Origin of the sequence: Legionella sp. (genome assembly GCF_965140895.1) — a bacterium.
Taxonomy (GTDB): Bacteria; Pseudomonadota; Gammaproteobacteria; order Legionellales; family Legionellaceae; genus Legionella.
Genome location: NZ_CBCSKT010000095.1, coordinates 127,881 through 133,972, shown reverse-complemented (window position 1 = coordinate 133,972; position 6,092 = coordinate 127,881). Strand labels below are relative to the sequence as shown.

The following is a 6,092-nucleotide window of genomic DNA, read 5'->3' as shown; positions in this document are numbered from 1 at the left end:
GCTCAGCATCTCTTGAGAGCGGCCCTCTCTGCAAACCAGGATACCATTCCCAATGCGCTGGGAAAACCAGAGGACAAACCCACCATGGCACGTGTATTCAGGATGTTCCATGGCATTCAACTCTGGATTATATCTCTGCCATCCGCCAAGCAGGAACTTGTCGTCAATCTCACTCCTGTTCTGCGAAAAATTATCCGTTATTTTGGCCCCTATGCTGAGGCATTCTATGCCTCTTCCGCTTAAGGAGATGATACAGAACGTGAGTCAACTTACTGGTGGTAAAAAATTATACTGTTAGCTAATTCGGAATTAATCGATTATTTGGTGCGGAATCTGAGTTAAATGAAAAATATTAACTAATACTTCTAAAGGATTTCCTTCGGGTAATAAATTTCGCAGAAATCGCTGCACGTTTAATGGTGGAATATCCTCATACAAAGGTAAGTATGGAGAAACAGCATAACCTGTCTTTTGCCAATTGGCATTATAACTCCAATACAATTGATCCTCGATAAGCGTGATATGGGCTATTTGATATTCTCCCTGATAAACATCCAAGACCTGCTTATCTCCAATCATTTTCATCCTCACCATTATCCATCCATGGCTTTATGTACAGATTTATTCCTAAACCGGAACAAATCTGTAATACACTTGCCAATTGACAGCTCGATTGCCCATGCTCGATTTTCATAAAGGTTTCTTTGGCTACACCACACAAAGCAGCCGCATCCTCTAGCCGTAAATCACTTTGAGTTCGGCGTGCTTTAATGACTTCCCCTAAAAATTCTGCGGTTAACGGCTGTTGAAGATTAGGAGTCTTTAATTTTTTTATTTGCTTGGCCATATAATCCTACTGGAGTAGACTTAATATAAGAATTTCAATTTAATTATTCATTAATCCCATTGTAGTAGGATTAAATTTAAAAATACAATAACAACCGATTAAAATCCTAATATAATAGGATTATAGCAAAGATAATAGGTACTTTTTAATCAACATCCTCAACGACCTCTATAGCGCCAACCATCTGTCAATTCAAATAATCCGAAATCCGCTGCAGTAGTAGCAACGGTTCTTCTTAAGTCATGTAAAGTAAAAGTTGCACCTGCTAATTCAGCTACTTTTAACATCGCTTTTCTAGGTTCCATTATATGGCCAGTTTTACTGGGGGCTGATGCCTCAAATTGCTTGGATAAATGTTGACACATAGTATATACTTCATATAGATACAATGTAGATACATTAGGTGCCTATATGACATTACATGCAAAAATTCAAAAATGGGGTAACGGTTTGGCCCTGCGCATAAGCGGTGCCATGCGTGAGATACCTCATCTTAAAGAAGGAACTGAGGTGGAAATTGAAGTCACTGAAACAGGTTTTACGGTTACCAAATCCAAAAAGAGAAAGAACTTTCCCTTCAAAGAGTCAGATCTTCTAAAAGGTTTATCAGCTCAGACTGCCCATGCAGATTTACTTGCCACGCTTGCACCTAACGAGATTGAGCAATAATGGCTAAATCATACATACCTGAACGAAACGACATTATTTGGCTGGATTTTGAACCAACAAAAGGTAAGGAAATTGGTAAATATCGTCCTGCTTTGGTCTTATCTTCTAAAGAATACAATCGAGCAACGGGACTGCTGATCTGCTGTCCAATAAGCACCAGTATTCGCGGAGGTACTACCGAAGTTCCAATCGATAATCTCGATGAACCCTCAGTTGTCGCTGCCAGTTTGATCCAGACGCTCTCTTGGAACGATCGCAAAGCAAAGTTCATTATTGAAGCCGAACCTCTAGTAATGGAAGAGGTGTTATATCGAATTATTCCCTTGATAGGTGCTGACAGGCTTTTTCAAGAATCTGAGTAACAATCGATTTAGGTGTTTACTGTTTTTGAATAGTGAACACCAGCTAAATCCCTTATTCCGTTGAACTACTTCATCAACGGTTTCTAAACTTCCTGACATCTGTCGAATCAAATAATCCGATATTCGTTGCATCGGTTTTCGTAGTCGCTCAACATCCCGCATAATAAGCAGGCCTCATTAAGTATCTATAACAAAGAAGCATAAGCATCATAATTAAAATTGATTGTCGAAACAGTCCTACCCTCATGAAAATGCCATATTAACTTTCGTATTCGTTGGATCAGATCTTCCATTTTTGTAAATGATTTGCAACTGAGTAATTCTTCAAGTTGTGACTCAATAATAGCGGCTTTCTTCGCAGGACGTCCTGATTTTTGATGCGTTTCCAAGCCACAGAGGCCTTCAGTTTTATAGCGATTTAGCCATAATCTAATCGTATGCTCGTTACGGCTTAGTTGGGCTGCAAGTTCTTTAATAGATTTACCATCTCCGGATAACAATACATAATGCGCTCGCTCACCAATCTTTGAGTTCTTCATTCGTCTTAATCGATTCAACGCTGATTGCTCTTCAGCACTTAATGACATCCTTATCTTCTAATTCCTATCATTTTTCAAATGACATACGATAAACGATATTGAATCATTTTTCTAGATACTTAATGAGGTCTGCTTATCACCAAATTCATCGTCTGGAATTGCTGGTATCACCGTCAAAGCTGACAAATTTTTTAGTCATCACGATGATCAATTTAATAATGGCTATTGGCATGATGCGTTTGATTTAATGCGAGGTCATGAAGGGCTATCAGTCCATGATGCTGTTGCTAAGACTGCCCAGTCAATAACTGCGCCGGATGGGAGAACAATAGACCAGTATAACAAAAGTCTCTTTAAGCAAAAGAATAACAAGCCAGCAACTAAGATTGAGTTTAATGAGTATCAGCCATTTAATGATGACTTATTGCCTGTTGAAAGAGGGTTATATTTATCTGGTTTCACAGGTGATATTCAATACCCATATGACACAGTTAATCGAGGCACTGTATTTATTCCAAGGTTGCTTCTGTCAATATTTGGCGGAATACAGCCTGCAAAGCTCAAACGCTTCCTTAACGATGCTAGAACAGGTTATCAGGATGATGGACTGATTCAGCGGTTTCAAGGGGTGGTTTATCCAGACAGAAAGTCCACATGCTTGAAGAACAAAGCGCCATCATCCCATTTAGTTAGTGCCATTAATCAGATGTTTGTTAAACTGGATAATATTCAAACCGGTAGTGTTCTTAATTTTGATAATGATGCTCAGGAATTATTTGACGCATGGCGTACCAACATGACTGAAAGAGCACAAAATATGGGGCAGCCATTCGAAGCACACCTAGTTAAATCCTATGAATTTATAGCTTCATTATCAGTTTATCTTTATCTGGCTGAAAACAATGGCCAGTTAAGGCAAGGGATGAAAATAACCGCAAAGCAAATCTTGAGCGCCATTAAGCTAGGAGACTATTTTGTTAGTCATGCCAGACGGATGTATGGTTTGGTTTACAAAGACCACTTGCCAGCCCGTTCGCTATCAGAAAAGCTAGCCAAGCTTGTGCTTTCTTCTAAAAATACGGAGCATTTTGATCCTGTAGTTGGACTTCACCTTTTTACCCGCAGTCAAATTAGATCAAAGGGGTGGGCTGATCTAACCACGAAGGAAGAAAGACGAGAAGCAGTTCAAGTGCTGGTTAAGTATGGGCATATTTCAAAAGCACATGGCAAGAGACACTTCCTAAACCCAAAGCATTTGGAGGATTGAATTTTTAAGCACGTATGTATTAAACCCTACATACCCTACAAATGAATAAAATATAATCAAATGTAGGTGTTGTAGGTTTGATTTTAGTAGGGGTCCTGTGGAAGAACTGACAAAAAGTGGGATTTCAGGAAAACCCCAACAATTAATTCGGTTTTAATTAAAGCGCTAGGAAATAAAAATAATAGCCATTGATATGTATTATTTCCATGGTTTTGGTGTTGTGTGCAAAGGACTAAATTTTTCTCTTTCTTTTGCCTTAGATGACTCTGTAGGTGCCATATATCCTGGCTCAGGTCGCCTCATTTCTCTAACATGATCTCTATATTGGTTTGTTTTTTCTTTCTCGGATATTAACTGTGGTGTTGGTTTAGGGAGCAACGTTCGCAACGCCGTTGGTTTATCAGCTTGCCAAGAGTCGTAATTATGGTCTCCTCTTTTAATTTCTGTTTTTACAATATGTCCACGTTCGGCTAACTGTAAACTCAACCCCTTGTTTAATGTAATTGCTCCAGGGAATGATTCACCATTTAAACTAGGAGTTTTACCTTCCTCAATTTCACCACCACTTAGATAAAATTTTATTGGCAAGCCATCTTTATGAGGTATTTTACTCAACCACGCCATCGCCGTTGCTTGTTTAGTTGTTTCAAGTATTGATGTTTTGGCTGCCTTTCCCCACTCCTCAAATTTATCAAATCCTTTCCAATCTTTATTCCACCAGAAAGCACCTGATTGAGAAAGAACATTACCAAATGTTTCAGGATTTGTAAGTGCAGCATGTGTTGCTGCAAGCCCACCAAAGCTGGTGCCACCTATTGTTGTTTGTTCTCGGCGTTTACTACATCCAAATGGAGGTTCTTGAAGCAGAGGGACAAGTTTATTACTTAAAAAATCAGCGAATTCTTTATTACAAGCGTACTCACCTATCCTATCCTCCGGTGCAGGAATATATACAGTGACTTGTGGAGATATTTGTTTCTTTTTACACAACTCATCTAAAATTGCAGGGGTAGATTTAACAGAATCCCCTGGCCGCATTTCTTGTTCGCCATCCATGAGTATTAAAACTCCTGGTTGAGTTTCAGTAGAGGGTGGCTGATGAATATAAAGAATGCGATCACCTTCCATTGTTTCTTCCACCGTGTCTTTAGGTATCAGACTACCCAAAGCATCAGCATTAATCTTCCCCTTGGAGTCGCGAGCTTGTCTATATATATAGGCAATAGGTTCAGGCATGGTCTTTCTCTGGTTTTGTTTTGTAAGAATTATTCTATTATTATAGTAACTATACGGAGCTTTGTTTCCTATCCCTGGTTAGAAGCAGGTATCCATCGATACAAAGTTGGTATAGATATCCCAAGATTTTGTGCAACATCCCGAGGTAACGAGCCAGAAGACAGTAATTGTTTAGCCGACTCAATTTTGCTTTGAGTCATTTTTCGTTTACGACCACCAACTCTACCTTTTGCTTTCGCAGCAGCTAAGCCCGCTTTAGTTCGTTCGGCCATTAATTCACGTTCCATTTGTGCAAGGCTTGCCATAACATGAAAAAAGAAACGGCCTGCTGGTGTGGACGTATCGACATTATCGGTAATGCTTTTAAAGTGGATTTCTTTCTGATGCAAATGATTAACTAAGTCAATCAATCCTTTAACAGTTCGTCCTAATCGATCTAATTTCCAAACAACCAAAGTGTCATTTTTTCTCAATACTTCAAGAGCTAGATCGAGACCTGGGCGATTTGCTTTGGTTCCTGATATGTGATCTTGATATAGCTTCTCACAGCCCACTTCCTTCAATGCAGAAAGTTGAAGTTCCAGATTTTGATCAATTGTTGAAACACGCGCATAACCAACCAACATAACAAATCCTCTATGATAAAACCCAGCGACCCTTTTGTTTGATTGCATCGTGCATCGCATCTGGTGCTAAGTCAATTTCTCCAGGCCAAGTTAATACCCCATATTCAAGATGGGCTTGATTAAAGACGTCTCTATCTTTAAGTGCAGCAAAAATGCCCGCTCGCTCACTCATTATTAATGTAATCATTTCAACAAAACCATGTGTGCCATCATTGAATTCGACTTCAATTTCATAATTTTGTAGTGGTTTTACTTTTGTTAAACGCCAAGGAGCAGTGCATACTATTCCAGGGGCGATATTTTCTTTGGTGACTGATTTTGTTCGCATAATGTCCAATCCTCAAGTAACTCTGCGCGGTGTGCAAATGCCCATTCCAATACTAAAGCCAATGCTCGACGAGGCATAGAGCCCCTAATTACTTCAAGTGTATGTATATCAATGAGCACTTCATATTCTGCATATAAGGCATGAAAGTGAGGTGGCGCATGATCACCCCAAAACATTTGAATCAGTATTCCATAAAATGCACTAATTGTTGGCATTTA

11 protein-coding genes and 1 pseudogene are annotated in these 6,092 nt (G+C 39.3%); 4 read left to right on the top strand and 8 right to left on the bottom strand.

Annotated elements, in window-relative coordinates; genetic code table 11:
* Positions 1-243 (top strand): annotated as a pseudogene (locus ACQY7T_RS10920) (IS1634-like element ISCca6 family transposase); the annotation flags it as partial.
* 66 nt (positions 244-309) lie between these two features.
* On the opposite strand, the gene ACQY7T_RS10915 reads toward ACQY7T_RS10920, so the two are convergent.
* From ACQY7T_RS10915 to ACQY7T_RS10905, 3 genes are all read right to left on the bottom strand, one after another.
* Positions 310-579: a HipA N-terminal domain-containing protein gene (locus tag ACQY7T_RS10915; RefSeq protein ID WP_428413331.1), complete on the bottom strand. Its 270-nt coding sequence runs from the start codon at positions 577-579 to the stop codon at positions 310-312.
* Positions 566-847 carry a helix-turn-helix domain-containing protein gene (locus ACQY7T_RS10910; RefSeq protein WP_428413329.1) on the bottom strand — a complete coding sequence of 94 codons (282 nt, stop codon included), beginning with the start codon at positions 845-847 and terminating at the stop codon, positions 566-568. Before ACQY7T_RS10910 ends, ACQY7T_RS10915 begins: the two co-directional genes overlap by 14 nt.
* A gap of 158 nt (positions 848-1,005) precedes the next feature.
* The gene (locus ACQY7T_RS10905) at positions 1,006-1,212 is read right to left on the bottom strand and encodes a hypothetical protein (RefSeq protein ID WP_428413327.1); all 207 of its coding nucleotides are present in this window, start codon (positions 1,210-1,212) and stop codon (positions 1,006-1,008) included.
* 46 nt (positions 1,213-1,258) lie between these two features.
* Here ACQY7T_RS10905 and ACQY7T_RS10900 point away from each other — a divergent pair, with 46 nt between their 5' ends.
* Both ACQY7T_RS10900 and ACQY7T_RS10895 read left to right on the top strand, forming a co-directional pair.
* A complete protein-coding gene (locus ACQY7T_RS10900; RefSeq protein ID WP_428413325.1) occupies positions 1,259-1,516 on the top strand; it encodes an AbrB/MazE/SpoVT family DNA-binding domain-containing protein in 258 nt (85 codons plus the stop codon).
* The gene (locus ACQY7T_RS10895; protein ID WP_428413323.1) at positions 1,516-1,878 is read left to right on the top strand and encodes a type II toxin-antitoxin system PemK/MazF family toxin; all 363 of its coding nucleotides are present in this window, start codon (positions 1,516-1,518) and stop codon (positions 1,876-1,878) included. The genes ACQY7T_RS10900 and ACQY7T_RS10895 overlap by 1 nt, the downstream gene beginning before the upstream one ends.
* Positions 1,879-2,063: 185 nt before the next feature.
* On the opposite strand, the gene ACQY7T_RS10890 is transcribed toward ACQY7T_RS10895, so the two are convergent.
* The gene (locus tag ACQY7T_RS10890) at positions 2,064-2,465 is read right to left on the bottom strand and encodes a helix-turn-helix domain-containing protein (protein WP_428413321.1); all 402 of its coding nucleotides are present in this window, start codon (positions 2,463-2,465) and stop codon (positions 2,064-2,066) included.
* A gap of 199 nt (positions 2,466-2,664) precedes the next feature.
* Between ACQY7T_RS10890 and ACQY7T_RS10885 the strand changes: the two genes are divergently transcribed.
* Positions 2,665-3,684 (top strand): DUF3987 domain-containing protein, encoded by a 1,020-nt coding sequence (locus ACQY7T_RS10885; RefSeq protein WP_428413319.1) that lies wholly within the window; start codon positions 2,665-2,667, stop codon positions 3,682-3,684.
* Between the two features lie 198 nt (positions 3,685-3,882).
* On the opposite strand, the gene ACQY7T_RS10880 is transcribed toward ACQY7T_RS10885, so the two are convergent.
* The 4 genes from ACQY7T_RS10880 to ACQY7T_RS10865 form a co-directional block, all read right to left on the bottom strand.
* The gene (locus ACQY7T_RS10880) at positions 3,883-4,920 is read right to left on the bottom strand and encodes an alpha/beta hydrolase (protein ID WP_252578688.1); all 1,038 of its coding nucleotides are present in this window, start codon (positions 4,918-4,920) and stop codon (positions 3,883-3,885) included.
* A 68-nt stretch (positions 4,921-4,988) separates the two neighbouring features.
* The gene (locus tag ACQY7T_RS10875) at positions 4,989-5,546 is read right to left on the bottom strand and encodes a recombinase family protein (protein WP_252578687.1); all 558 of its coding nucleotides are present in this window, start codon (positions 5,544-5,546) and stop codon (positions 4,989-4,991) included.
* A gap of 10 nt (positions 5,547-5,556) precedes the next feature.
* Positions 5,557-5,874, bottom strand: a complete 318-nt coding sequence (locus ACQY7T_RS10870) for a DUF2442 domain-containing protein (RefSeq protein ID WP_252578686.1) — start codon at positions 5,872-5,874, stop codon at positions 5,557-5,559.
* The gene (locus ACQY7T_RS10865) at positions 5,829-6,089 is read right to left on the bottom strand and encodes a DUF4160 domain-containing protein (protein WP_252578685.1); all 261 of its coding nucleotides are present in this window, start codon (positions 6,087-6,089) and stop codon (positions 5,829-5,831) included. The genes ACQY7T_RS10870 and ACQY7T_RS10865 overlap by 46 nt, the downstream gene beginning before the upstream one ends.
* Positions 6,090-6,092: the final 3 nt, after the last annotated feature.